The organism is Flavicella sp. IMCC45537, assembly GCF_057197705.1.
This window is the reverse complement of sequence record NZ_CM170067.1, coordinates 3,058,966-3,083,000: the sequence shown is the minus strand read 5'-3', so window position 1 is coordinate 3,083,000 and position 24,035 is coordinate 3,058,966. Positions and strand designations below refer to the sequence as shown.

Sequence of the window (24,035 nt, the reverse complement as noted above, 5' to 3'; positions counted from 1 at the left end):
TGTTTTATATTACACAGCAAAACTACGTAAAATTACGTAACTATACGTAGTTTCATTCATTAATTTTACGTAAAAAACAAAATTATTCATTGTTCTTAATATATAGGTTCTGATTTTATCAAATCAACATTAAACATGTTTTAATATTATATAATACATAGTTAAAACCTAACTAATCGCAGTTTTACCGATTATATCGAAAGCAAATCAATAACAACTTAAAACTTATTTCTTTTACTTAAAAGACGATAATATCAAATAGCAACCAACTCCCCCCCCTTTGAAAAAATTTATCTTCATACAGAATCGCAAAAAACTCAGGCAACAATATCCCCATCAAAAACAATAGATCCAAAAACTCATAAACCTGTTTTAAACAGCAACCAATACACCAGAGGTTTCAGATTTTTACTGACAAATCACCATAAGATCCATCACAAAAATCATAATCAAATACAATATATTAAGTATTTTTACGTAGTTTATTAAATTATTTACGTAATTTTACCACCAGAAACTCAAAACACAACAATTATGTCAGATTGTATCACATGCGAAAACACAGATTGTTTAATTAAAAAAAACATCAAAAACCCAAATATTGAAAAATACTTGGATGAGAAACACAATATTAAGTGTAAAAAATCGCAGCAATTTATCATGGAAGGAGCTCCTGCTCATGGCTTATTTTTCGTAAGAAAAGGTCAAGTTAAAGTGGTAAAAACTGGGATATATGGAAGAGAGCAAATTGTAAGATTTGCACATGATGGTGAAATAATTGGACACAGAGGTTTCGGAACTGGTAAAAACTACCCTATTGGAGCTTTAGCTATAAAAGAAACACACTTATGCAATTTCACCAATGAAGTTTTAATGAAAATGCTTCATGAAATCCCAGACTTAACTTTTGATTTAATGTTATTCTATTCAGAAGAATTAAATAGATCAGAAACTAAAGTGAGAAAATTTGCTCAAATGACTGTTAGAGAAAAAGTAATAGACTCTTTCCTTTACATAAATAGAAAATTTGGTCAATCAGAAGACGGATTCTTCAATATCCAACTCCCTAGAAAAGATTTTGCAGATTTTGCAGGAACTACAGAGGAACAAGTTATAAGAATAATCTCCACCTTAAAAAAAGAAAAACTCGTTATTTCTAAAGGAAAAAAACTTGGAATTGCGGATGTTTCATTACTTAAAAAAGAAATATCAGAACACAACTATTTTTTAGATAGCTAATTCAAAAAATAACAATCACTACACACCTCCTTCTCATAAAAAAGAAGGAGGTGTTTTTATTTACAAAAACAACAACATAATATTAACCTAGGTTTATTCCTTCATCTAAAATTATAAATACTTTTGTTCAAAAAAAATTGACAGTCAAAATACTGCAAATCATTATATATTTAAATAATTCTTACTATTTTACATTGATTTTTCATAAGCTATCACAAAACGATGAAGAACTGACTTGCAGTCACTTACTAAAAAACAAAAAATTAACATGATCAAAAAAATAAAATTCTCAACGCTTCTAGCCTCTTTACTACTCATTTTATCCTCATGTAAATCTAGTGTAGAAGTAATAAACGCTTGGAAATCGGACAAACTGAACACTATTGTTGATCAAAATATTCTTGTTATAACAAGAACAGAAGACAATAAAAAAAGAGGTGCATTTGAAGAACAGATGGTTGCTCATCTAAAAAAAGGAAAAATTAAAGCGAGTACTAGCTATATGAAAATTCCAATTTTCAACGACCAACGTGAATACACAGCTGAAGAACGCAAGGAGCTTGTTGCAAATATCAAAAGCCTTGGATTCAATGCAATTATCCTAACAAGTGTCAAAAAAAGAAGTGAAAAAACGGTGACAACAGAACATGGTGGTTATTACACCGGTGGTAGTTACAGCTCTTTATACCCACAGTACTATGGTGGTTTTTATGGGTATTACAACCATCCATACTCACATCCTACGTATCAAAGCTATGTTCCTAGTGAAACTTACACTGACATCAGAAAATCTTTTGTACTTGAAACCGTTATCTTTAATCTAGACCTAGCTTCAACAGAACAACTTGTTGCAGTAGTAACTTCAGCAGTAGATGATCCAGAAACAGTTTACACAGCTGCAGAAGAATATGTAAAAGAAATTGCAAAAGCATTAAAACAATAACATCATGAAAACCTCATACATATACATTTTAACACTTTCCATTGGATTATTTAGCGCTACCAATTTTCAAACCATAGCCCAAACCACGGAAGTTCCTAAAACTGAAAACGACACCAAAGAGTATCCAACATTGCCTGCTGGAACTATCATCTTTGTAAAAGCGATGAAGGATGTTTATGCTAAAAACTTTCAGGCAGGTGATCATTTTTTTGTTGAACTCGACAGAGACATTACCTCAAAAGGAAAAATATTAATACCTAAAGGTACACTAGTACAAATGGAAGTACTTATTTCTGAAAACACAAAACGACGTGGAAGCAAATTTGCAATTACCGTTGGTGGTTTTATTGTAGATAATTTTGTTCAGAAATGTAAAACAGAAGGGAAACAAGTTGAAACCCAAGGAAACGGAAGAAATACTATGAGAAAAGCAGCGATTGGAGCGGGTGTTGGTGCAGCGTTTGATGGCGGTGAAGGAGCCGGAAAAGGTGCAGCAGTAGGTGCAGCTGTTGGGATGCTTCAACCTGGTACCATTATTCATTTCCCAAAAGGAACAGAAGGAACTTTTGAACTAGCAGAACCTTTAGTTGTAAATTGGCTATAAACTAAAGAACACCTATGAAAAATCTTAGAATCCTTTTCTTATTCCTATTATTTTGTAATACAATACACTCACAAGTATTATTGAGTTTAATCTTTGGAGACAAACTTAATTCTGAAGGATTAGAATTTGGACTTGAAGGAGGGGTCAATTGGGCGAATATTTCTAACTTAGAAAACAATGGAAGCGTAAGAAACTACAACTTAGGTTTTTATTTTGATATTACGCTTAAAGAAAGATTACATTTAGATACAGGAGTGTTAGTTAAGTCGACACTTGGCGCAAACAACCTCAGTGCAGAAGACTTAACATTTTTGGGAATACCTACTGAACCTGAACCAGGGGACTACAAACAAGAATTAAATTATTTTATCGTTCCAATACTTTTAAAATACAGCTTAAAAAATAGAATTTATTTTGAAGGAGGTCCACAAATTGGTTGGATGCGTAAAGGTTTCGTTGAATTTAATTATAGTGACGCAAACGAAGATATTAGAATAAGACATACGAACTCCGACGCTATAAATAAAATTGACGCAGGTATAACCCTTGGAACAGGATATCGATTGATGAAAAATGATGGAATGACCCTTGGAGTCAAATACTATTTTGGATTAGTTGACGTATATAAAAACAAAACAGATACTAAAAACAATAGTTTATTCTTAAGACTAAATGTACCTATCGGTGCGAATGCTGCAAAGAAAAAAAGAGAAGAGAAAGCAAAACAAACGAAAGAGTAACATGAAAAACACCTATAAATATATAATAATCCTTTTTGTATGTTGCTTTACAGCCAATTCTGTAAAAGCACAATATTCATCTAAAAAAATATTACCAATACACAAGGCATATACAGACAGCATCAAACAAATAGATTACGATAAAGTATTTCCTATTTGGGGACAAGCTGCCTATTCACAAGGTTTCGACATACCTTACCCTGTTGGAATTATGGCAAATTACTTTTGGGTAAAACAAGGACTTATCATAGACAATCTTCAATTAGGATTCCAAAATGAAAATCAAGATTTTCCTTTAACGGAAATTGACTTTGTTGGTTTTGGAAATAATTATAGCACCGCAGAAACATTTATGGTTAGACCTGATTTATGGGTGTTCCCTTTCTTAAATGTATACGGTATTTTCGGTGTTGGAAATTCAACAACCGAAGTAAACTTAGACAAAATTGGTAATAAACCACTAGGATTAAAATCAGTTGTAGAGCAAGGCGTAAGAACCGCTGGTTTTGGAGCAACTGCCGCAGGTGGTGTGGGACCTGTTTGGATTGCAGTAGACGGAAACCTTTCTTGGACAAAACCTGAGTTACTTGATAAATCAGTAAAAGTTTCTACTCTAGGCCTTAGGTTTGGACATAACTTTGTGCATTCTTCTAAACCTTATAGAAATGTAGGTTTATGGGTGGGTGCAATGAGAGTTAAATTGAGCTCTGAAACTAGAGGTCAATTGAAACTAAATGATGCTTTACCACCTGAAACTTGGGAAAAAGCAGATCAAATTGTAAACAACTTTTATGACTGGTATAACGACCCTGATACTCCTCCTGCTCAAAAAGCAATTGCAAACAAAACTATAAAACCTATTGTAGATGCAATTGATGAAGCTGACGGAGAAGGAATAGTTAAATACGGAATTGACAAAAGTGTAAAACAACCTTGGAATGGAATTGTTGGAGCTCAGTACCAGCATAACAAAAACTGGATGATACGATCTGAAGCAGGATTGATTGGAGATAGAAAATCATTTTTACTATCCTTAAACTATAGATTTAATTAAATAGAGAAACACCCAAAATAAATAAACAATGAAAAAAACAATTCAATTTTTAGGATTCATTTGTGCATTAGTACTTCTGAATTCCTGTTACAAGTCCCCAGATCTTGGTGGACTTTCTTCTGAACTTGTAGTCGCTACAGACGTGGATTTAGAAGTAGACTTTACAGATTTTAATACGTATTACTTGTCTGATACAATTTACCTTGTTTCCAACAGCATCAAAGACGATAGTATTTTAGTGGTTGGTCAAGATCAAGTAGCAACTACCGTGATTGCAGAAATACAATCTAACATGGATGATCGTGGTTATACCAGAACGAAAATAACTTCTGATGTAACCGATGGAACGGCAGAAATTGCACTTGCAACTGCTATTATTAGAGTAACCAACACTGGCCAAACTTGTTGGGGTTGGTGGGGTGGTTACCCAGGTTACTGGCCTCCATGGGGTTGGGGTGGTGGTGGATACTACTATCCATACTGTTCTTACTACAAATACGACACCGGTACTTTAAGTGTTGAGATTGGAGATTTAACCAATAAAGACAACGTAGGTAGAACTCCAACGGCTTGGAACGCAGCCATGTTTGGAGTACTAAGCTCTTACGATCAAACAAATATTGACAGAGCAGAAAGAGGAGTTACACAAGCGTTTGATCAATCTCCTTATATCAAAAACAATTAAAACCTACTGACATGAAAAAATTTATAATTCTTTTATTGCTTGGTATGGGACAATTCATACAAGCACAAACACCAACAACGACAACTGTAACTTCTCCATGGCCGTCTGATGGACCTCAGCCTGACAGAGAAATTTACACTTATACCATGACTGCTGATGATCAGTTTGTTTTAAACTGGGAAATGGCAATACCTTCTGGAAATGATTTCTTAGGAAAAAACAGTTATAGTGGTGGTAGATTTGATTACAAGCATTTTGTAGATGGTGGTAATTTAGCCGTGGGTGCCTCCTTAGGATGGAATTCATTTAATGAATATTATGCTCCTCAGGTATATGAAAGACCTGATGGTAGTGGTGCGGTTCATACCGATATGGTGAGACATATTTACACCTTACCAATTGCTGTAAACGGATACTATTTTATTTACAAAAGAAACATCAAACCTTATGTTGGATTGGGAATCGGAACGGTATACTCAGAACAAGATTCGTATTTTAACATATACGTAATCAGTGAGAGTAACTGGGGATTCTTGGTAAAACCAGAAATAGGTTTACAACTTGAAGTAAATGAAACTTTCGGAATTGCAACCTATGCTACTTACAATTATTCAACAAACAAAAACGATTACTTTAATATAGACCATTTAGCCAGTATTAATATTGGAGCTGGTTTATACTGGGAGTGGTAAAACACATAGAACTATACTATGAAAAAGAAACATTTATTCTTTTCGATAATCTTAATAATACTTGTGCAAATTTCATTTGCACAAGTTATTCAAGAAGAACAACCTTCTAGAGAAAGATGGAACTTAGTTTCAAGCGAAGGTACTGTTACAAAAATCAATAAAGAAACTAGAGAACTTACTTTAATGGGGCCAGAGGGGGACCTTAACACTATTAAAGCAGGAGATCAAATCAAACGATTTGATGAAATCTCTGTGGATGACAAAATTAGTTTTGACTATTGGACTTATATCAAAGCAGAATTTAGAGAACCTACTTTAGCCGAACGCGCGGAACCATTGCAAATAGTTTCTGAAGCTGGTAAAGCTCCAGAAGGTGTAGACCCAGGGGCAGTTGTTGGAGCAGTTGCAAAAGCAATTGTTACTATTGAGGTTTTAAACAGACCTTATATGATAGCAACCGTAAGAGGTCCTGCCGGAAACTACATGACTATCCCCGTAAAAGACCCTAAAATACTTGAAAAAGTTCACATAGGTCAAGAATTTATTTTAACCTACGCAGAAGCCATTGCTGTTGCTTTGAAAAAGGTAAACACTAAATAAAACTACTATGAGTTTTGTTCAAAAATTAAAAAAAGAATTTATTGAAATTCTTTTAGTCACCGCTTACTTCTTGCTTTGTTTTGGAGTATTGATTCTAATAAAAAAACTTACCCTTGCTCAAGTAAAAGTTGAATTTTATGGATTTTCAGCAGCTTTAGTAGGTGCTTTAGTAATGAGTAAAGTGGTTATCATTTTAGACAAAACACCTTTAGGTAAAGTATACATTCGTCAAGCCTTGTATAAAAATGTTCTATTCAAATCTATTATCTATACCTTGGTATTGACTTTTGTTCTTTTTCTAGAAAATCTAATCCATACATTACTCGAAGGAAACAACTACATTGAAGCCATAAAATCAATCCATGAGCATAGAGACCCTATGCAATTTAGATTAATTTTAATTGCTTCATTTTTTTCACTTGGGAGCTATAATGTAATTATCGCTATTAGAGATTCTATGGAAAAAGGTGCACTGACAAACTTATTTTTTAAAACAAAAGAAAATCAATAAACAATAATTTAAAAAAATCAAAAACATGAAAAAATTCTATTCACTAATTATCGCTTGTATGTTATCACCATTAGCTATGCTTGCGCAACAAGACACTAATGACACTGATTTCTTTCAAGCACTATTTGGTGTAGACAAACTTACCATTGTAAAAGATTTTATAACGGTTGATTCTGAAAACAAAGAGGCATTCTGGGATATCTATAAAGCCTATGAAGCAGACAGAAAAGAATTGCGATCTGAAAGAATTGCTTTGATTACTGACTACGCTGAAAACTATACAAGTCTTTCTAATGAAAAAATTGAAGAACTTTGTAAAAGAAGCTTGAAACAGAGTAAAAACAATGCAAAAAACATAGAAAAGTATTTCAAAAAACTAAAAAAAGCAGGTGGACCTAGAGCTGCAGCTCAATTTTTACAAATTGAAAATTACTTCTTAAGCTTATCTAAAACTGCTGTATACGAAAATGTACCATTTATAGGTGAATTAGAAAAAGTTGAATAACACAACATACCATATTTCATGAATGTAAATACCACTTTTTACATTCATGAAATATACTTTTAATAGCGTATCGATTTATAAATATTTAATTTAAAAGAATCAATCTCAAAACAAAAATTCATTTTTATTATTTTTAAATCGTTAAACCCTAACAACTAAAGTCTTAAAAGACAACATCATGAAAAAATCAGTTTTAATAAAATCCGTACTTCTAACAGCAATTGCTATTTTTACTTTAACAAGTATTCAGGCTCAAACTGTTGAATTAACTGCATCTTACGGTTATCAATTTGGATCAAAATCAAATTACGGTTACAACAATTATGTAAAAATCAATGAAAGTGATCAATTTGGTTTTACCTTAGGAGTTGACATGTTTGAAGGTGTAATGACAGAAGTAAGTTATACGCGTCATTCTTCATCTATAACCAGAAGAGAAAATGGTCAAACGGATCACCTTACAGATTTGTATATGGATTGGATCACTATCGGAGCCTCTAAATACATTACAAAAGACAAACTACGTCCATTTGTTGGAGGAGGTATTGGTGCTGCAATTTTCAATTCAGAAAATGCCAATGAAGCTATTTTTGATTACCCAATTGACACAAAATGGTATTTAGCAGGTACTATCAAAGCCGGTGTAAACTATATGTTCAATGAACAATGGGGATTGAACGTACAAGGAAACTTAATGATTCCTATCCAATGGGGAGGTGTATATTTCGGAACCGGAGGTGCCGGAGTATCAGGATCTAGCAATATTTTAATTGGAGGATTCAGTGGTGGATTAGTATATAGACTTAAATAAATACCATGAAAAAACTTGTCATTCTACTTTTAGTAATTTTAACGCAACACATCAACGCGCAGGAAAACAGTTTAACCTGGCCTCGTGTGATCAAAGCAGGTAATTACAAAATAACTTTATATCAACCTCAATATGAAACTTTGGTTGAAAACATATTAAAAGGTAGAATGGCAATTTCTGTCAAAACAAAAGAAGATAAACTTTTGTTCGGTGCCATGTGGTTTGATGCTAGATTAAATACAGATCTGGAAACAAGAATGGCTAGTTTAGAATCTATCGATATTCTTAAGATCAAATTCCCTGATATTGAAAACGATAAAAACATCGAAGTATTAAAAGAAGTACTTCTTGAAGATTTAGAAAAGATCAACATCGATATTTCTATCGATAAACTTATAGCTAGTTTAGAAACCGTTTCTGAAGAAAAAGAAATCTCAGAAAATTTAGACAATACACCCCCAAAAATCTACTTCCGTCAAGAGCCAACTGTTCTAGTAAGCATCGATGGAGAACCAAAATTCAAAACAGTAGAAGGTAAAAAAATTGAGTATATCGTTAACACTCCTTTTTTCATCGTAAAAAAGAAAAACACCTACTATCTTAAGGGAAATAATTTCTGGTATAAAACAGATGATCTTTATGATACGGATTGGAAGACAACCAATTCAGTTCCTTCAGACATAGAAAATCTTGCAGATAAAAATGTAAGTTCACAACAAAACCCAGAGATAGAAGAAGGAGAAACTACTCCCCCAAAACTTATTATCACCACGAAAGCCGCAGAACTTGTGGTTACAAAAGGTGATTTGGCTTATGAGCCAATTAAAAGCACAACACTATTATTAGTTGGTAATACAGAAAGTGATTTATTACTAGAAATAGAAAGTCAAACGCACTATCTTTTACTTAATGGTAGATGGTATGCTACTAAATCTTTAAAAGAAGAGAAATGGAATTTTGTTGAACCTAAATCTTTACCCAAAACATTCCTATCCATTCCTGCAGATGATCAAAAAGTTTCAGGTTTAAGAGTTAGTGTACCAGGTACTGATGAGGCTAAAGAAGCAATATACGAACAGCAAATACCTCAGACTGCTCAAGTAAACAGAAAAGAAGCAACCACCAAGGTGACCTATGATGGGAAACCAAAATTTGATAAAGTTGAAGGAACGAATCTTTCTTATGCTATCAATACTGAAAGTACAGTTTTATATATTAACAACATCTATTATGTAGTTGACAATGCAGTTTGGTTTCAATCCAACTCTGCACAAGGCCCTTGGATCGTATCCACAAAGAGACCAGATGAAGTTGAAAAAATTCCACCGAGTTCACCCGTTTACAACGTAAAATACGTCTACATCTATGAATCAACACCTGAAGTTGTATATGTTGGTTACACCCCAGGCTATTACCACTCTTACATGTATGGTGGAGTGATTGTATACGGTTCTGGCTACTATTACAGACCATGGTACGGAATGTATTACTACCCAAGACCCGTGACTTATGGTTTTGGTGTGCATTATAACCCTTATACTGGATGGGGATTCTCTGTTGGAGTTAGTTATGGATGGATGAGTATGTCATTCCATTCTCGTGCCTATTGGGGACCTTGCGGTTACAGACACGGTTATCGACATGGATATCACAATGGGTATAGAAGAGGCTATGCTGCGGGATACGCTCATGGCAAAAGAAACTCTAACAATGTATACAGAACACAAAATGGTAAAAACAGACCAGGAATAACTACCCGACCAGTTAAAGCACAAGGAAACAGACCAACCCAAGCCAAAAATACCCGAAACAATCTTTACACAGATAAAGCCGGTAATGTTCATCAAAGAGATAAAAATGGAAACTGGCAACAAAAAAGAAACAACAACGTTGGTAACAAAGCTCAGACCAGACCTCAAACTAAACCTGACACTAGGCAACAAACAAGACCTCAAACTAACGATTACCAAAAACAACAAAGGCAACAATTAGAAAGATCTCACAATAACCGAAGTAGAGGTAATACAAACTACAATCAATATAGATCTCAAAATAGATCACGCACATCCATGGGGGGTGGTCGACGAAGATAAAAACGTGTATTTAGCGAACTCATGAAACGATTAATCTTTTTATTCTTACTCTCAACAACTTTGTTTTATGGGCAAAAAGATACTCTTAAACTAAAAAACAAAGATATACTTGTTGGAACTGTTGAAAGTTTTGATACAGGCGTACTCGTCTTCAAAACCTCTTATAGCGACAAAGATTTTCGCGTTGAATTTGACAAAGTAACAAGTATTTACATTCATAAAAAATGTATTATTACACTTACTAAAAGTAGACGACGCTTTGGAAAAGTTAGAACTATCAAACCTGGAATTGTTACCATTGAAACAAACAAAAATCTCGTTGAAACTTTTAAAATCTCTGAAATTATAGCCTTCCAGGAAGTTAGTGAAGATAGACGTAAAAGATTCTCGGGAAGTGTCGACTTTGGTTACGACTTTACCAAAGCACAAGGTAAAAAACAAACCACCGTCAATGCAACATTAGGATATGTGGGAGAACTATGGGTAACGAATGGAAGTTTAAATGTTTTAAACTCTCAGCAAGATGATGTAGAGGACATCAAAAGGACAGATGCAAAAGCAGACGTTCGGAGGTTGATCTCTAAAACTTGGTATATGATTGGTGAATTAACTTATCTTTCAAATACTGAACAAGCACTTCATGGGCGTTATACCCCTAACTTAGGTATGGGAAAATTATTAGCCAGTACTCCTAAACTATATCTAGGACTCTCAACTGGTATTGCCTTCAACTTCGAGACTTATGTGGATGAAAGTTTAAACAAAAAATCTACAGAAACCTTCATCAACGCAAATCTAAACATGTATAACTTTGAAGATATTAGTTTAACAACAGATGTTAAGGTCAGTCCAACAATTTCTGAATTTGGAAGGGTCAGGGTGGATTACAATCTAACAATGAAATATGATTTACCATATGACTTTTATATTAAAACTTCTTTTACTTTGAATTACGATAACGAACCCGCAATTGAAGGAAATCAATATGATTATATTTTTTCCAGTGGTTTTGGTTGGGAATTCAATAAATAAACCAAGGAATTTTCAGATTTAAAACCACGTTAAATCACTGTTTAAGAATACCCCAACTATCCCCTCTTTAAAAATCTGATTTTAAATTATCAAAAAACAAAACCGCAACCACCTAACAACATGATACTTGCAATAAAAACATGTTTTTTGACAGTTTTTTTTACTGTTTTTTTCATCTTATTTACCGATTAAAAACTTGTTTTAACTTGAATTTAACCCACAAAACAAACTGAGCTAGGCCTCTATATTTGCTGTATAATTTTTTCATAAAACCAACACAGATGAAAACAGTACAGCTACAAAACGAAAAAGCAACAAAAATCAACCTATTGGATTTTAAATCCGTTCAAATGAGAACCTTCCACTTAAGCTGGATTGCATTCTTCCTTTGTTTTTTCGGATGGTTTTCACATGCACCATTAATGAAATCTACTATTGCACCTGATTTAGATTTAACAAAAGCACAAACAACACTTGCTTTTATTGCATCGGTGGGGGTTACAATTTTTGCTAGATTAGGAATAGGAAATCTTTGTGATAAAATAGGACCAAGAAAAAGTTATGTTTACCTATTAATTTTTGGAGCAATCGCTGTTGCTGGATCTTCATTTGCCTACTCTTGGGAAACTTACTTAATTTCTCGTTTGGCTATCGGGGTAATCGGAGCTTCGTTCGTAATTACTCAGTATCATACTTCTGTTATGTTTGCACCAAACGTAATTGGTATTGCAAATGCAACTACTGCTGGATGGGGTAACCTTGGAGGTGGTGTTACAAATGCAGCCATGCCATTAATCGCATCAGCCGTAGCAGCTTTCGGATTAGCTGAAGCAACTGAATCATGGAGAATCGCTATGTATATACCAGCAATAATAATGTTATTTGTAGCCTATTTATATTGGAAATACACAACAGATTGTCCAAAAGGTAATTATACAGACTTACCAGAAGAAAGACCTCAATCTAAAAAAGGTGAAAAAAGTTTATTTTATGCAGCAGCATCAGATAAAAGAGTTTGGATTCTTTTCGCTATGTATGCAGGTTGTTTCGGAATGGAATTATTCGTTACTGGAAAAGCATCAACGTATTATCAAGAAAAATTTAGTTTAAGCCAAGAGGCAGCAGGATTTGTGGTTCTTTTCTTTGGAGCAATGAACTTATTCGCCAGATCAACTGGTGGATGGATTGCTGATAGATTCTCTAAAAACTCAGGATTGAATGGACGTGTTAAAATTTTGGTTTACGTAGTGATCGCAGAAGGAATTGCTTTACTACTATTCTCTCAAATGAATGTATTAGGATTTGCAATCGCTAGTATGGTATTCTTCTCACTATTCGTTCAAATGGCAGAAGGAGCAACCTACTCTGTAGTACCATTCATAAACAGAAAAGCCCTTGGAGCAGTTTCTGGAATTGTAGGAGCAGGTGGTAATGTAGGAGCCGTATTATATGCTCAATACTTATTAAGAAGCGGAGCTACTTTACAAGATGCATTTTTCACTTTCGGATTTATTGTCTCTGCTGTTGGTTTCTTAGGCTTCCTTATTAAATTCTCTCCAGCTGACGAAAAAGCCGCTATTGACGAACAAAATAGACTAGAGGCTTTATCTAAAGCAGCTTAATTATACAATAATTAAAACTTAAAAAAGCTCTTTGAAAATTTTCAAAGAGCTTTTTTTTGTCTTCATTTTATCAATACCTACAAAAACGCAGTTTTACTTATGTATTAAAAAACTAAATTAGCCCTATGTTCGTCATGTTTTTTACGAATGTATCAAAGTAACTTTGTAGAAACAAACCCTAAAAACAAAACCATGGCAGATTGTACACAATGCGAAAACTTAAATTGCCTTATTAAAAAACATAGTTTAAACGATAAAATCACTAACGTTTTAGAGAACAAACACACCATTAAGTGTAAAAAATCTCAGCAGTTTATTATGGAAGGTACGCCTGCGCATGGATTATTTTTTACCTACAAAGGAAAAGTTAAGGTTGCCAAAACAGGAGCCGATGAACGTGAGCAGATTGTGAGATTTGCTAAAGATGGTGATATAATAGGTCATAGAGGAGGTTTTGGCTCGTCAAAATACTACTCAATATCTGCACAAGCATTAGAAGACTCCACCTTATGTTATTTTTCTAAAGAAGATCTAAAATCTATCTTATTAAACATCCCTGAACTTACATTTGATTTTATGTTATTCTATGCAGATGAACTTAGCGAAAGTGAAACACGCGTAAGAAAATTAGCACAGATGTCCGTAAAAGAAAGAGTTATTGACTCCCTTATTTATATCGATAAAAAATTTGGTTCTAAGGATGGACTTTTTAACGTATCCTTAAGCAGAAAAGAATATGCAGAATATTCAGGAACTACAGAAGAACAAGTAATCAGAATTTTATCTGGTCTAAAAAAACAAAATCTAATCAATGCTAAAGGGAGAAAACTAGGAATTAAAAACCTGGAAACCCTTAAAAAAGAAATTTCTAAACACACATTAAATTCTTGACACTATACCCCGATCTATGTTTTAAAAACTGCGCTTTCATCTTAAAAGAAAGCGCAGTTTTTTTATACAAAAATCAAAAAACCCCATTTTTTAACCTACCATAACGCAGTTTAGTTTTTGTATTTACTCCGCTTTTTCTAAGTACAAAAGACTGTTAACCACTGTGTATTCGCACAGTTTAAATCATACACTGAATCTATCTTTGTCATGTATTCAAACATACACAAACACAGATTAAAATAATCATTTATTAAATAGAAAACATGAAAAGAACAGCCATTAAAATTACAGCACTTGCAAGTATGTTTCTTGCAATCTCATGTGGAGGTAAAGACACAAAGAAAAAAGAAGCAACAACGCAACCTCAAGCAAAATCAGCAAGTTTAGAAATTGAAAAACCACAATTAACTTTTGGTTTTATAAAACTTACAGATATGGCACCTTTAGCAATTGCAAAGGAAAAAGGATTTTTTGAAGATGAAGGTTTATTCGTATCTGTAGAAGCTCAATCTAACTGGAAAAACATCCTAGACCGAGTTATTGATGGACAATTAGATGGTTCACATATGTTAGCGGGTCAACCTATTGCCGCTGGAGCAGGATTTGGACGTCAGGCAGAATTAGTTACACCTTTTTCTATGGATTTAAACGGAAATGGAATTACTGTTTCTAACAATGTATGGGAAGGTATGAAACCAAATGTTAAAAAAGGTCCTGATGGAAAACCTGTACATCCAATCAGTGCTGAAGCCTTAAAACCAGTAATTACAGAATACAAAAACAACGGTAAAGCGTTTAAAATGGGAATGGTATTCCCTGTATCAACTCATAACTACGAAATTAGATATTGGTTGGCAGCAGCAGGAATTCACCCAGGAATGTATTCTGCTAACAACATTCAAGGACAAATTGATGCAGAAGTATTACTATCTGTAACACCACCACCACAAATGCCAGCTACCTTAGAAGCAGGAACTATTTACGGTTACTGTGTTGGAGAACCTTGGAATCAACAAGCAGTTTTTAAAGGAATCGGTGTTCCTGTAACTACAAATTATGATATCTGGAAAAACAACCCAGAAAAGGTATTTGTTATGACTAAAGAATTTGTAACTAAATACCCTAACACTGCCGTAGCTGTAACAAAAGCTTTAATTAGAGCAGGTAAATGGTTAGATACTCCTGGAAACAGAAAAGAAGCTGTTAAAATCTTAGCAATGTCTCAATACGTTGGAGCTGATGAAGCTGTATTAGCAAACTCTATGACGGGTACATTTGAATTCGAGAAAGGTGACAAGAGAGAAATGCCAGACTTTAACGTATTCTACAGATACAACGCTACTTACCCATTCTACTCTGATGCTGTATGGTTCTTAACTCAAATGAGAAGATGGGGACAAATCCCAACTGAAAAACCAGCCGCTTGGTACGCTGATAAAGCTAAAGACATCTATCGTCCAGACATTTGGTTAAAAGCTGCAAATATGCTTGCTAAAGAAGGTAAAATCCCTGCGACAGATATTCCTAAAACTGATGGATACAAGCCAGCAACGACTGACTTCATCGATGGAAAAGTATACGATGCAAAAGATCCTATTGGATACATCAATAGCTTTAAAATTGGTAACAAAGACAGTAAATAATCAACTACAACACCTAAAATTAACACTTGAAAGCTACATCCTTTCAAGTGTTAATTTATCAAAATTCATTTGAAACCTAGTTTCAACAAATTAAACGACAACAAAATGAAAGATTCTATCATAAAAGTATTACGATTCATAGGTCTTGGTTTTCTTGAGCCTCTAGTACGTCTTGCTAGTGGAGAAGATTCTAAAAAAAACACCATAGCAGTATTAAAAAAAATAATAGCACCCATCGCATCGGTTTTATTATTTCTAGGAGTATGGTACACGGGATCTAAATCTCTTTACAACACAGAAGCAAATTATAAAATTGAAAAAACATTAAAAGACCAAGGGCAAGCAGAAGCAGATAAAATAAAAGCTTGTATTGAATCTGGAGATCTTTCGTGTCAACCAAATACGCTTCCCTCTCCCTCTCAAGTATGGGCTTCTTTCTTAGTTCTACTTGAAGATCATAAAGAAATTAGCAAGGACAAAAAAGCATTTAAAGAAAAAACTGCAACTTTAAATGAAAAAAGAATTGCTGAAGGAAAAGCACCTATTACTTATACTGGTAGACCTTCATTTGTTGATCAAATTAAAACAAGTATCAAAACCGTTTTCGCAGGTTTTCTCTTAGCTTTATTAATCGCGACTCCTATTGGAATCATTATTGGTTTGAGCGACACACTTCGTAATTCATTCAACTGGCTAATACAAATACTAAAACCAGTTTCGCCTGTAGTTTGGTTATTGCTAGTATTTATGATTGTAAAAACGTTGACAAAAGATTCTACAGGAGACACTTCTTTTGTAATTTCATTTATTAGTGTTGGTCTCTGTTCTATGTGGGCTACATTAGTAAACACTGCCATGGGAGTTTCTACGGTAGATCAAGACTATTTAAATGTTGCAAAAGTTTTAAAACTTGGAACTTTCCAAAAAATATTCAAAGTTATTTTGCCAGCCTCCTTACCCTTGATATTTACAGGTTTAAGAATTACTCTTTCTGTCGCTTGGATGGTATTAATTGCAATTGAATTGCTAGCACAAAGTCCTGGTTTAGGATCCTTTGTTTGGGAAGAATTCCAAAATGGAGCCATGGATTCTAACTCAAAAATTATTGTTGCCATGTTTGTAATTGGTTTCATTGGTTTCTTATTGGATAGAATAATGTTAACCATTCAAAAATTCATTTCATTCGATAAAAACGAAGGAATCTAAGAATGCTTAACCGTTGAATCCACAAATGGACTTCAACAATATTCAAACTTTAAAAAACAGCAAATGGCCTATTTAGAACTAAACAACATATCAAAATCTTTCGGAAGTAATGAAAATCTTACAGAGGTTTTGGACAACATAAATTTACACATCGAAGAAGGTGAATTTGTAGCAATTGTTGGATTTACAGGAAGTGGAAAAACCACGTTAGTAAACCTAATTAATGGACTAGAAAAACCAACTTCTGGAGAAGTATTATTTAAAGGAAAACAAATAGAAGACACTAGTCATGAACGTGGTGTTATTTTCCAAAACTACTCTCTTTTACCATGGCTTACGGTATATCAAAATATTGAAATGGCAGTAAAAGAAGCATTTCCAAAGGAGAATAATTCTTTTTTAGACAAACGTATCAAAGAATATATTGACATGGTAAGTTTAAGTCATGCAACCCACAAAAGACCAAAAGAATTATCTGGAGGAATGCGCCAAAGAGTATCTGTAGCGAGAGCACTTGCAATGGATCCTGAAATGATCATTATGGATGAGCCATTAGGAGCCTTAGATGCTTTAACAAGAGGTAATTTACAGGATGAAATCTTGAATATTTGGAATAAAAACAAAAGAACAGCCTTGTTAATCACCAATGATGTTGATGAAGGAATTTATATGGCAGATAGAATTATTCCGCTTAGACCTGGTCCCAAAGCTACTTTAGGTCCTGAATTTAAAATCAATATTGAAAGACCTAGGGATAAAACCGAATTAAATGACAATCCTGAATACAAAAAAACAAGGAATGCCATTATTGAATACCTGATGGATATTGGTAATGAAAGATCTGGAAATTCTGAGTTTAATTATGAACTACCAGATTTACAACCAAAAGATTTAAGATGGGATTTTAGATCTCCTAAATAAACTCAAAGAACTTTAAAATGGAAACAAAAACAATATTACAAGAAAAGTTTGCTAGTAAAGATGTAATGCTAGATTTAAAGGACTTAAAAAAAGTATACCCTACTCCAAAAGGTGACTACGTAGTTTTGGAAGATTTGAATTTACAAGTAAAAAAAGAAGAATTTATTACTATCATCGGTCATTCTGGTTGCGGAAAAACAACTATGCTTTCTATGATTGCAGGTTTAAATGAGATCTCTGGTGGAAAAATATCCGTATTAGGTTCTTCTATCAAAGGTCCAGGCCCAGACAGAGGAGTAATATTTCAAGCTCCAAGTCTAATGCCTTGGATGACTGCAATGGAAAATGTAATGCTGGGTGTTAAAAAGGTATTCCCTCATGGAAGTAAAAAAGAAAAAGAAGACATCTGTAAATACTATTTAAGTAAAGTTGGTCTTGATGGTTCTTTCCATAAAAGAGCTTCAGAGCTTTCCCAAGGAATGCAACAAAGAGTTGGTATTGCACGAGCCTTTGCCATCAAACCAAAAGTATTATTATTAGACGAACCTTTTGGAATGCTAGATTCATTAACAAGAGGAGAATTGCAAGATGTACTTATAGAGATCTGGAATAAAGAAAAAATTACTGCAATCATGATTACACATGATGTAGATGAGGCAATTTTCTTATCGGATAGAGTTGTGATGATGACAAGTGGTCCTCGGGCTAAAATTGGAGATATTTTACCTATTGAATTTGAACGTCCAAGATCAAGAAAGGCTGTACTTGCACATGATGACTATTACAAGTACCGTAAACACATGATTGACTTTTTAGAACATTAAGTAGTTTTACGTATCTTAACGATACAAAAAGAGGTTAAAAACTGCTATAAGTCATGTTTTAGAAGTTATCAAACACATAGATTTGCCCTATAAATCTAATGAAACAAAATCGAAAACAATCAATTATTAAAATTACAAAAGATGAAAATTAAATTTACCCTAGTAGCCTTATTGATGTTAGCAACATCATCTATAATGGCCCAATTTTCTTTAAGTGGAGAGTTTAGACCAAGATCTGAATGGAGAGATGGATTCAACTACAAATACCAACCCAAAGCGACGGATCCTACTCAAAGTGTAAATACTGCTGGTAGAGAAGGTACCGATGGTTACATTATAACAGATGCTAGAGTTGCTTTAGCAGCTAAGTATGCAGCAGAAACATATACTGCTTACATTTCTGTTCAAGAAGTATTTACTTTTGGTGACAGACCTCAAATCTCAGCTACTGGTAATGGAAAAATAAGAATGCAAGAAGCTTGGGCAGATATCAAATTTTCTAAACTTACTTCTTTCAAACTAGGTAGACAACCACTTTCTTACGATGATCAAAGAATCTTAGGAGGTCTAGGATGGGCTCAGCAAGCAAGAACGCACGATGTAGGTATCGTGAAGTATGCTAACAATGGATATTCTTTAGATGCAGGTTTTGGTTACAACACCAATGGAGCAAATAATGTATATGATACTTCTGCATTGTTTTCTTATAAAAACATTGCCTTTTTAAGAGTTAACAAAAAATACGAATCTTTAAACTTAAGTGTTTTAGCTTTACATAACACGTTTCAAGATTCAAATGTTGGACCAGAAAACTCTAACTTATTCACAGGAGGTGTGCACTTCGACTACAAACCAGGAGCACTTTCATTCAGTGGTAACGCATTTATTCAAGATGGAGAAAGAGTTGGACAAGTAGCGGTAGATGCTGCTTACTTAGCTAGTTTGGATGTAAACTTTAAAGCAACTGAAAAAACAATGTTTGGATTAGGTGCTGAGGTTATCTCTGGTAAAACAGATACTTCTGTTGGATTCTTTCCTCTTTACGGTACAAACCACAAATTCAACGGTTTGATGGATAGATTCTACGTAGGAAACCATGCTAATGCAAACGGTTTAGTAGACTTAAATGTAACTGCTGCAACAAAAATATTTAAATCTTACAACTTGAAAATCAAAGGACACATGTTCTCTGAGCAATCTCAAACTAAAAATTCTTTAGGTCAAGAAATTGATTTAGTTGTTTCTAAAAAATTCAAAGAGTTCTCTTTGGCAGGAGGTTACTCTCAATTCTTTGAAAGCGACGATTTCCCTAATCCTGTTGGAAATCCACCTGCAAAAAGCTTACAAAACTGGGCTTGGTTGATGTTAACTATCAAACCTTCTTTCTTGTAAGAAAAACAAATAGAAATCAAACCATAAAAAACCGCTTTTATAAGCGGTTTTTTTTTGATTTAATTTTAAGAAACTAGACTTTCTAAAGCATAAAACAATCTATTTTTAGAATTGCTTTGTGACCCAAATATTGACCGAAACACCTTACCGCTTTTTTCAACCAAAATCCAATGAGGAGTACCTTCAGCATTAAAAAAATCATACAATTCGTGATTTTTATCTACATATATTGGAAAGGGTAAATCACTTGAAGTAAAAATACTCCTGATCTCTTTCTCCGTAATATTTCCTTCAGAAAAGTTAGAATGAATTCCGATAACTTGTAATTCAGTAAATTCTAAACTGAACTCATAGGCCAAAGGAATCGCTCGACCGGTACACCCTAAACATTGATTGTTATAAAACAACAGTAACAAGGAGGCACCTTTATACTTCTCTAACAAATTAATTGCTTTCCCTGAAAATTCTTGCACCATAATCTCAGTGAACCCTAGGTTACTTCTTTCCATATTACTATCATAAAAATTGAAACTTACCTCTACTCTACAGCAACCATTTAGAAATAAAAACATGCTATTTATCAGAAAATTATAAGCATTCTTATCGGATAAAAATTGAATAAAAAGACATTTTCACTTGTTACATCTCATAAAACAAATCATCCATTCGATTTAATTTTACAAGTATAAAAATACATAATTAAAACCACGCTTTCACATTCTATAATGGAAACCAACACCATAAATATCGTTCAATTATCTTTTAAAAAATTAAAGCCACACGGACAAGGAACTGCGACCTATTTTTATGATCGTCTGTTAGAACTTGACCCGAATTTAAAAGGATTTTATTCAAGCAACACTAACGAATCCATGGAAGAGCTAAGCGCCTTTTTTATGAATATTCTTAAAACAACCATCTCTTATCTCGACAACTTTCAACAACTAAAACCAATTCTTTACAACCTTGGAAAAGTTGTACGTGCAAAAAAATTAAAACCAACATTCTTTGATTTTATTGGAACAGCATTTATGGCGTCTCTATCAAATAGTCTTCAAGAAGATTTTACGTTAGAAGTAGAACTAGCTTGGTTTCAATATTTCCAAAAAATTTCACAATCGATTCAATTATAATTCAATTCATACGAACTCTAAAAAAACAATTATCATGTTAAAAATTTTCAAAAACCTTTTCAATAAATCCGAACAAGACATAGCAGTTGAAGAAGCACCAATTGACTTAATCACAACAAAGTTAGTTCAAGATTCTTTTGAATTAGTCAAACCAATTGCACCGGCCGCTGCTGAAATTTTTTACACCAAACTTTTTGAACTTGACCCTAAGCTAAAACCTCTTTTCCCTACAAAAAAAGAAGGAGCTATGGCCGAACAGGGGAACAAACTTATGACCATGCTTGCAAGTGCTGTAGCAGGGCTTTCTGCTTTAGACAAATTGATTCCAGTATTGCAAGATCTTGGTAAAAGACATGTTGCTTATAAAGTTGAAAAATCACACTACGATACCGTGGGTGCTGCTCTATTAGGAACGCTAGAGGCTGGACTTGGAGATGCTTTTACTCCGGAAGTAAAAGAAGCATGGACCAAAGTTTACACAGTTATGGCAGGTGTCATGATTGAAGCTGCATACGAATAAAATTAACATATCAACCCCCAAAATCAACAACATATGAAAAAATTAATTTACACTTTTATAATCAGTTTTCCAGCATTTTTAATCTCTTGTGGTGGTGTTCCTGAAAAAAGCAAAACAGCCCTTAAAGAAAAATTAGAATTTTCTGTTGCAGAAGTTCTAGAAATGGTCTCAAAAGAAAATGACATCACCAGAACACTTTACACCAAAGCGATTGTAGGAGCCGGGAAAAAACAAGGTTTAAAATTTGATGAAGATTGGCAAAAAAAAGATGTTGAAGCTGGACCATTACCTGCTTTATTCTTGAGAGGAATTGCCAACGACATCAGAAAAAGTGAAGTTCCACTCGGACTGTATTTAGGATCTGATTTCCCTATCAACAAAGCCAATAAATTTGAAGGAAAACAAGGTGAATTATTTAAACAAATTAAAAAAGACAGAAAACCTCAGCATTTTTATGATGAAGATCAAAAAATATACACAGCAATGTTTGCAGATGTAGCCGGAGCTGGAGCTTGTGTCTCATGTCATAACAAACACGAACAAACAACAAAAAGTGATTGGAAATTGGGTGACGTAATGGGAGCTACTACATGGCAATATCCAACAGACTCTTTAAGTTATGATGCAACAATTGCAGTACTTAAAGCCTACAGAAATGGCACAAAAGCTGTGTACAAAGATTATCTAGCTGAAATTGCCGCTTTCAAATCAAGTGAAAAACCAGTAATTGGAGAAAAATGGCCTTCTGCCGGTGGAAAATATTTACCAACTCCAGAAGTATTCTTGGACAGTGTGCGCGAATTAGCTTCAGCTGAAACCATGGCCGTTTTATTAAAATAAATTATACTCCCTTGAAACAATCAAAATACATAACCATACTTGGTAGTAGTCTTTTCTGTATTTATTTAATACAAGAAATATTTCAAATCAAAATTACATCTCTTGAGCTTTTACAGCAACAAGAGATGTATAAAAGATGGTCTGGTTTAGTAATGGCTCTTTTTATTTTGATTCAATGGTTTTTAACCTTTAGCAGAATCATTCCAAAATTTCAGTCTAAAGCTGCAACAATTAACAATATCCATAAATGGATTGGGGTGCTTAGTCCTATTTTGTTGTATTTACACAGTACTAGATTCGGTTTTGGATACTTAGCGCTATTCTGCTATTTATTCTTAGTCAATGTTCTTTTAGGAACTTTGAATCTGGACGTAATTAAGTCAACCAAAAATTGGATTTTCAAAGGTTGGATGATTGGGCATGTTGCCATATCTATGTGTATTACCGTTTTACTTTTCTTTCATATGGGAACTGTATTCTACTATAAATAAGAAATAATTTCATGAAGTTAACCATCACAAATATTATCAAAGAAACGGATGAAGCGGTAACCGTGTGTTTCAAAAACAATCGTTTTTTCAACAAAATAAAATACAAACCAGGTCAATTTTTGACCCTAAAAATTCCCTTAAACGGAGTTGAGGAAAAAAGAGCCTATTCCTTTAGCAGCAATCCTTACACGGATTCGGATTTAAGAATCACAGTAAAAAAAGTTGAAAAAGGACTTATTTCAAACTACCTCAATAACGAGATAAAAAAAGGAGAGAAAATTGCCATAGAAAAACCAATGGGTAGTTTTTTTATTGAACCTGATAAAAAAAACAAAAAACAATATTTACTTTTTGCCGCAGGTAGTGGAATAACACCAGTGTTTTCTATTTTAAAATCAGTGCTGAGTGAAGAACCCGATTCTAAAGTAATCATGGTCTATGCCAATAAAAACTTGGAGAATATTATTTTCCAAAAAGAACTTGAAGCATTACAATTAAAACATTCTGATCGATTTCATCTAGAACACATTTTGAGTGATAGCTCTAGTACGAAACATTATTCTGGATTTATCACAAATGAAATTGTTGAAGAAATTTTCTTAAAACACGAAGTTAGCTTTTCTGAAGAACATAAATACATGATTTGTGGACCTGCTGGTTACATGAACAACACCAAAGAAATTTTAAAATCGAACGGAATTTCTCCAGGTAAAATTCACATTGAAGCATTCAAACCTCCAAAACTAAAAATTGATCGTAAAAATTTAGTTAGTGATGTGACTATTAATTACAAAGGAAAATTACATCACATAAAAATCCCAGGAAATAAAACTATTCTCCAAGGTGCTATGTCAAACAACATAGTAATTCCCTATTCCTGCAGATCAGGAATGTGCAGTTCATGTAAAGCGGAGTGTTCATCAGGACAAATATCATTAATGAAAGGGCATTTATTACCGGAAGAAGAAGTAAAAAAAGGTAAACTACTAACTTGTGTTGCCTACCCCGAGACAGAAAAAGTTACCATCGAAATTCCTAGTTAA

Annotated in this window: 26 protein-coding genes; 25 read left to right on the top strand and 1 reads right to left on the bottom strand. The window is 33.7% G+C overall.

Going from position 1 to position 24,035, the window contains the following annotated elements:
• Positions 1–534 precede the first annotated feature (534 nt).
• The 20 genes from AC2DGP_RS12460 (at position 535) to AC2DGP_RS12365 (ending at position 20,008) form a co-directional block, all read left to right on the top strand.
• Complete coding sequence (locus AC2DGP_RS12460; protein ID WP_484490389.1) at positions 535–1,239, top strand: Crp/Fnr family transcriptional regulator; 705 nt, start codon at positions 535–537, stop codon at positions 1,237–1,239.
• 268 nt (positions 1,240–1,507) lie between these two features.
• Positions 1,508–2,182 (top strand): hypothetical protein, encoded by a 675-nt coding sequence (locus AC2DGP_RS12455; RefSeq protein WP_484490388.1) that lies wholly within the window; start codon positions 1,508–1,510, stop codon positions 2,180–2,182.
• A 4-nt stretch (positions 2,183–2,186) separates the two neighbouring features.
• Positions 2,187–2,786 carry a hypothetical protein gene (locus AC2DGP_RS12450; RefSeq protein WP_484490387.1) on the top strand — a complete coding sequence of 200 codons (600 nt, stop codon included), beginning with the start codon at positions 2,187–2,189 and terminating at the stop codon, positions 2,784–2,786.
• Between the two features lie 14 nt (positions 2,787–2,800).
• On the top strand, positions 2,801–3,526 hold the full coding sequence (locus AC2DGP_RS12445; protein WP_484490386.1) for a porin family protein: 726 nt from the start codon (positions 2,801–2,803) through the stop codon (positions 3,524–3,526).
• 1 nt (position 3,527) lies between these two features.
• Positions 3,528–4,580, top strand: a complete 1,053-nt coding sequence (locus AC2DGP_RS12440) for a hypothetical protein (protein ID WP_484490385.1) — start codon at positions 3,528–3,530, stop codon at positions 4,578–4,580.
• A gap of 28 nt (positions 4,581–4,608) precedes the next feature.
• Entirely contained in the window at positions 4,609–5,265 is a 657-nt protein-coding gene (locus AC2DGP_RS12435) for a DUF4136 domain-containing protein (protein ID WP_484490384.1), read from the top strand.
• An 11-nt stretch (positions 5,266–5,276) separates the two neighbouring features.
• Complete coding sequence (locus tag AC2DGP_RS12430; RefSeq protein ID WP_484490383.1) at positions 5,277–5,957, top strand: hypothetical protein; 681 nt, start codon at positions 5,277–5,279, stop codon at positions 5,955–5,957.
• An 18-nt stretch (positions 5,958–5,975) separates the two neighbouring features.
• Entirely contained in the window at positions 5,976–6,557 is a 582-nt protein-coding gene (locus AC2DGP_RS12425) for a hypothetical protein (RefSeq protein ID WP_484490382.1), read from the top strand.
• Positions 6,558–6,564: 7 nt separating this feature from the next.
• Entirely contained in the window at positions 6,565–7,068 is a 504-nt protein-coding gene (locus AC2DGP_RS12420; protein ID WP_484490381.1) for a hypothetical protein, read from the top strand.
• Between the two features lie 25 nt (positions 7,069–7,093).
• Positions 7,094–7,573, top strand: a complete 480-nt coding sequence (locus AC2DGP_RS12415) for a hypothetical protein (RefSeq protein ID WP_484490380.1) — start codon at positions 7,094–7,096, stop codon at positions 7,571–7,573.
• 178 nt (positions 7,574–7,751) lie between these two features.
• Positions 7,752–8,384, top strand: a complete 633-nt coding sequence (locus AC2DGP_RS12410; protein WP_484490379.1) for an outer membrane protein — start codon at positions 7,752–7,754, stop codon at positions 8,382–8,384.
• A 5-nt stretch (positions 8,385–8,389) separates the two neighbouring features.
• Positions 8,390–10,477, top strand: coding sequence for a hypothetical protein (locus tag AC2DGP_RS12405; protein WP_484490378.1), 2,088 nt, complete (start codon positions 8,390–8,392; stop codon positions 10,475–10,477).
• Positions 10,478–10,498: 21 nt separating this feature from the next.
• A complete protein-coding gene (locus AC2DGP_RS12400; RefSeq protein ID WP_484490377.1) occupies positions 10,499–11,509 on the top strand; it encodes a DUF481 domain-containing protein in 1,011 nt (336 codons plus the stop codon).
• Positions 11,510–11,790: 281 nt separating this feature from the next.
• Positions 11,791–13,131, top strand: a complete 1,341-nt coding sequence (locus AC2DGP_RS12395) for an MFS transporter (protein ID WP_484490376.1) — start codon at positions 11,791–11,793, stop codon at positions 13,129–13,131.
• 192 nt (positions 13,132–13,323) lie between these two features.
• Positions 13,324–14,022: a Crp/Fnr family transcriptional regulator gene (locus tag AC2DGP_RS12390; RefSeq protein WP_484490375.1), complete on the top strand. Its 699-nt coding sequence runs from the start codon at positions 13,324–13,326 to the stop codon at positions 14,020–14,022.
• A gap of 263 nt (positions 14,023–14,285) precedes the next feature.
• Entirely contained in the window at positions 14,286–15,665 is a 1,380-nt protein-coding gene (locus AC2DGP_RS12385) for a CmpA/NrtA family ABC transporter substrate-binding protein (protein ID WP_484490374.1), read from the top strand.
• 105 nt (positions 15,666–15,770) lie between these two features.
• Entirely contained in the window at positions 15,771–16,871 is a 1,101-nt protein-coding gene (locus AC2DGP_RS12380) for an ABC transporter permease (protein WP_484490373.1), read from the top strand.
• A gap of 63 nt (positions 16,872–16,934) precedes the next feature.
• Positions 16,935–17,792, top strand: a complete 858-nt coding sequence (locus AC2DGP_RS12375) for an ABC transporter ATP-binding protein (RefSeq protein WP_484490372.1) — start codon at positions 16,935–16,937, stop codon at positions 17,790–17,792.
• Between the two features lie 17 nt (positions 17,793–17,809).
• Positions 17,810–18,616, top strand: a complete 807-nt coding sequence (locus AC2DGP_RS12370) for an ABC transporter ATP-binding protein (RefSeq protein WP_300321986.1) — start codon at positions 17,810–17,812, stop codon at positions 18,614–18,616.
• Between the two features lie 141 nt (positions 18,617–18,757).
• Positions 18,758–20,008 carry an alginate export family protein gene (locus tag AC2DGP_RS12365; RefSeq protein ID WP_484490371.1) on the top strand — a complete coding sequence of 417 codons (1,251 nt, stop codon included), beginning with the start codon at positions 18,758–18,760 and terminating at the stop codon, positions 20,006–20,008.
• Between the two features lie 65 nt (positions 20,009–20,073).
• Here the strand turns inward: AC2DGP_RS12365 and AC2DGP_RS12360 are convergent, their stop codons facing one another.
• Positions 20,074–20,517: a peroxiredoxin family protein gene (locus tag AC2DGP_RS12360; RefSeq protein ID WP_484490370.1), complete on the bottom strand. Its 444-nt coding sequence runs from the start codon at positions 20,515–20,517 to the stop codon at positions 20,074–20,076.
• Positions 20,518–20,733: 216 nt separating this feature from the next.
• Between AC2DGP_RS12360 and AC2DGP_RS12355 the strand changes: the two genes are divergently transcribed.
• From AC2DGP_RS12355 to AC2DGP_RS12335, 5 genes are read left to right on the top strand one after another with little or no spacing between them, the layout of a single operon-like run.
• On the top strand, positions 20,734–21,141 hold the full coding sequence (locus tag AC2DGP_RS12355; protein ID WP_484490369.1) for a globin domain-containing protein: 408 nt from the start codon (positions 20,734–20,736) through the stop codon (positions 21,139–21,141).
• 34 nt (positions 21,142–21,175) lie between these two features.
• The gene (locus tag AC2DGP_RS12350) at positions 21,176–21,661 is read left to right on the top strand and encodes a globin family protein (protein ID WP_484490368.1); all 486 of its coding nucleotides are present in this window, start codon (positions 21,176–21,178) and stop codon (positions 21,659–21,661) included.
• Between the two features lie 33 nt (positions 21,662–21,694).
• Entirely contained in the window at positions 21,695–22,501 is an 807-nt protein-coding gene (locus AC2DGP_RS12345) for a c-type heme family protein (RefSeq protein ID WP_484490367.1), read from the top strand.
• Positions 22,502–22,512: 11 nt separating this feature from the next.
• The gene (locus tag AC2DGP_RS12340) at positions 22,513–22,992 is read left to right on the top strand and encodes a hypothetical protein (protein ID WP_484490366.1); all 480 of its coding nucleotides are present in this window, start codon (positions 22,513–22,515) and stop codon (positions 22,990–22,992) included.
• An 11-nt stretch (positions 22,993–23,003) separates the two neighbouring features.
• Positions 23,004–24,035 (top strand): 2Fe-2S iron-sulfur cluster-binding protein, encoded by a 1,032-nt coding sequence (locus AC2DGP_RS12335; protein WP_484490365.1) that lies wholly within the window; start codon positions 23,004–23,006, stop codon positions 24,033–24,035.

What these genes read in the sequence shown, in the direction of transcription:
- AC2DGP_RS12460 (WP_484490389.1), top strand. Translation starts at nt 535, where the DNA reads ATGTCAGATTGTATCACATGCGAAAACACAGATTGTTTAATTAAAAAA.
- AC2DGP_RS12455 (WP_484490388.1), top strand. Translation starts at nt 1,508, where the DNA reads ATGATCAAAAAAATAAAATTCTCAACGCTTCTAGCCTCTTTACTACTC.
- AC2DGP_RS12450 (WP_484490387.1), top strand. Translation starts at nt 2,187, where the DNA reads ATGAAAACCTCATACATATACATTTTAACACTTTCCATTGGATTATTT.
- AC2DGP_RS12445 (WP_484490386.1), top strand. Translation starts at nt 2,801, where the DNA reads ATGAAAAATCTTAGAATCCTTTTCTTATTCCTATTATTTTGTAATACA.
- AC2DGP_RS12440 (WP_484490385.1), top strand. Translation starts at nt 3,528, where the DNA reads ATGAAAAACACCTATAAATATATAATAATCCTTTTTGTATGTTGCTTT.
- AC2DGP_RS12435 (WP_484490384.1), top strand. Translation starts at nt 4,609, where the DNA reads ATGAAAAAAACAATTCAATTTTTAGGATTCATTTGTGCATTAGTACTT.
- AC2DGP_RS12430 (WP_484490383.1), top strand. Translation starts at nt 5,277, where the DNA reads ATGAAAAAATTTATAATTCTTTTATTGCTTGGTATGGGACAATTCATA.
- AC2DGP_RS12425 (WP_484490382.1), top strand. Translation starts at nt 5,976, where the DNA reads ATGAAAAAGAAACATTTATTCTTTTCGATAATCTTAATAATACTTGTG.
- AC2DGP_RS12420 (WP_484490381.1), top strand. Translation starts at nt 6,565, where the DNA reads ATGAGTTTTGTTCAAAAATTAAAAAAAGAATTTATTGAAATTCTTTTA.
- AC2DGP_RS12415 (WP_484490380.1), top strand. Translation starts at nt 7,094, where the DNA reads ATGAAAAAATTCTATTCACTAATTATCGCTTGTATGTTATCACCATTA.
- AC2DGP_RS12410 (WP_484490379.1), top strand. Translation starts at nt 7,752, where the DNA reads ATGAAAAAATCAGTTTTAATAAAATCCGTACTTCTAACAGCAATTGCT.
- AC2DGP_RS12405 (WP_484490378.1), top strand. Translation starts at nt 8,390, where the DNA reads ATGAAAAAACTTGTCATTCTACTTTTAGTAATTTTAACGCAACACATC.
- AC2DGP_RS12400 (WP_484490377.1), top strand. Translation starts at nt 10,499, where the DNA reads ATGAAACGATTAATCTTTTTATTCTTACTCTCAACAACTTTGTTTTAT.
- AC2DGP_RS12395 (WP_484490376.1), top strand. Translation starts at nt 11,791, where the DNA reads ATGAAAACAGTACAGCTACAAAACGAAAAAGCAACAAAAATCAACCTA.
- AC2DGP_RS12390 (WP_484490375.1), top strand. Translation starts at nt 13,324, where the DNA reads ATGGCAGATTGTACACAATGCGAAAACTTAAATTGCCTTATTAAAAAA.
- AC2DGP_RS12385 (WP_484490374.1), top strand. Translation starts at nt 14,286, where the DNA reads ATGAAAAGAACAGCCATTAAAATTACAGCACTTGCAAGTATGTTTCTT.
- AC2DGP_RS12380 (WP_484490373.1), top strand. Translation starts at nt 15,771, where the DNA reads ATGAAAGATTCTATCATAAAAGTATTACGATTCATAGGTCTTGGTTTT.
- AC2DGP_RS12375 (WP_484490372.1), top strand. Translation starts at nt 16,935, where the DNA reads ATGGCCTATTTAGAACTAAACAACATATCAAAATCTTTCGGAAGTAAT.
- AC2DGP_RS12370 (WP_300321986.1), top strand. Translation starts at nt 17,810, where the DNA reads ATGGAAACAAAAACAATATTACAAGAAAAGTTTGCTAGTAAAGATGTA.
- AC2DGP_RS12365 (WP_484490371.1), top strand. Translation starts at nt 18,758, where the DNA reads ATGAAAATTAAATTTACCCTAGTAGCCTTATTGATGTTAGCAACATCA.
- AC2DGP_RS12360 (WP_484490370.1), bottom strand. Translation starts at nt 20,517, where the DNA reads ATGGAAAGAAGTAACCTAGGGTTCACTGAGATTATGGTGCAAGAATTT.
- AC2DGP_RS12355 (WP_484490369.1), top strand. Translation starts at nt 20,734, where the DNA reads ATGGAAACCAACACCATAAATATCGTTCAATTATCTTTTAAAAAATTA.
- AC2DGP_RS12350 (WP_484490368.1), top strand. Translation starts at nt 21,176, where the DNA reads ATGTTAAAAATTTTCAAAAACCTTTTCAATAAATCCGAACAAGACATA.
- AC2DGP_RS12345 (WP_484490367.1), top strand. Translation starts at nt 21,695, where the DNA reads ATGAAAAAATTAATTTACACTTTTATAATCAGTTTTCCAGCATTTTTA.
- AC2DGP_RS12335 (WP_484490365.1), top strand. Translation starts at nt 23,004, where the DNA reads ATGAAGTTAACCATCACAAATATTATCAAAGAAACGGATGAAGCGGTA.